The 1,450-nt window shown below is 29.7% G+C and carries 2 protein-coding genes; both read left to right on the forward strand.

Going from position 1 to position 1,450, the window contains the following annotated elements:
• Positions 1-186: 186 nt before the first annotated feature.
• Positions 187-663, forward strand: a complete 477-nt coding sequence (locus tag CD33_RS00160) for a DinB family protein (protein WP_036196978.1) — start codon at positions 187-189, stop codon at positions 661-663.
• Positions 664-811: 148 nt separating this feature from the next.
• Positions 812-1,381 carry a hypothetical protein gene (locus tag CD33_RS00165; RefSeq protein ID WP_036196979.1) on the forward strand — a complete coding sequence of 190 codons (570 nt, stop codon included), beginning with the start codon at positions 812-814 and terminating at the stop codon, positions 1,379-1,381.
• Positions 1,382-1,450: the final 69 nt, after the last annotated feature.

Raw genomic sequence — 1,450 nt, forward strand, 5'->3', positions numbered from 1 at the left:
ATAAAAAATAGTCAATCAGATTTCTCTGACTGACCTTATAATACGAATAGGGCCATATTGTGTAGGAAAGAAAACAACTTTATATTATGTACTCGAGTCTGAGAAGGTTTACAAACGGAGTTAAAGAAGGAAATAGTTGCATCTACATAGAAAAATAATGTAATAAGCTAAATTGGAGTGTTTACAATGATTAAATTCTTTGAATATAACTGGCAGGTTAGAGATGAGTGGTTTGACTGGTGTAATCAACTGACTATTAAAGAGTTGTTAAAAGACCAGAAGGGTGGAGTAGGAAATATATTATACACACTTTTTCACATAATTGATGTGGAATATAGTTGGATTCGTGGTATTCAAGGCAAAGAAGATGTAGTATTTCAGTTTGATGAACATAATACTTTGAAAAAGGTTAAAACTCTTTCAGATAAAACACGAAATGAGATAGCTGAATTTCTTAAATCAAATTTGGGAGGTTTAAAAGAAAAACTAGTTAGTGTTTCTTGGGATGAAGATAAATACACTATTGATGAAATATTACATCATATAATTACTCACGAGATTCACCATATTGGTCAACTTTCTGTTTGGGCAAGAGAATTAGAACTAAGTCCTGTACCTGCTAATTTTATTGGAAGAGAGAGAAAACCATTACATTGTTATTAAATTAATGGTGCTCTAGTTTAAATAATCTCTTCAACAATCGGACGCATTTCTTGAATATAATCGTTTCCTTTGTTATTGAAGGAGAATAGTTGAACAAGAATACGGTTAAATTACTTAATAATAGAAATATTATTAAGGAGATTTAGATATGAAGGAAAAACAATCAGAACTCTTAAATCAAATAAGGTCAATGTTAGGAGAGTTAAACCAACTTCAATTAGAATATTGGAAATCATTTTCCGACTTTGATACATGGCAATTCTGGTTAGTAGTTATAGCGTTAATTGTACCAATTATAATATTATTCTTTTTAATAGATAAAAGGGTAACGTTACTTTTAGGTTTTTTTGGACTTAATTATCATGTTTGGTTCTCATATGTAAATAAAACCGGTATAAATATGGGTCTATGGGAATATCCCTATCAACTCGTTCACTTTTTACCAAGTTTTGCTCTAGACGCTTCCTTAGTTCCGGTAAGTTTTATGTTGTTATATCAATGGACATTGAACAGCAAAAAGAACATATACCTATATTCAACTTTATTATCAGCATTTTTTGCTTTTGTATTAAAACCAATTATGGTGAATTTTCACTTTTTCGATATGTTTAAGGGAGTAAATTATATTCATTTGTTCTTGTACTATATAGCGTTATTCATTGTATCTAAACTGATTACAAACTTTTTTTTATTTTTACGAAAACAAGAAAATCATTAAATTGTTCTTCAACAATCGGGCGCTTTCCGGTACTGCACCCCAAAAGTTAGAGTAAAAAAACTAACTTTT

It is taken from the genome of Ureibacillus sinduriensis BLB-1 = JCM 15800 (assembly GCF_000772955.1).
In the GTDB taxonomy this organism is placed as follows: domain Bacteria; phylum Bacillota; class Bacilli; order Bacillales_A; family Planococcaceae; genus Ureibacillus; species Ureibacillus sinduriensis.

Bases quoted from the DNA above. Each gene is read 5' to 3' on its own strand.
- CD33_RS00160 (WP_036196978.1), top strand. From the start codon at position 187: ATGATTAAATTCTTTGAATATAACTGGCAGGTTAGAGATGAGTGGTTT.
- CD33_RS00165 (WP_036196979.1), top strand. From the start codon at position 812: ATGAAGGAAAAACAATCAGAACTCTTAAATCAAATAAGGTCAATGTTA.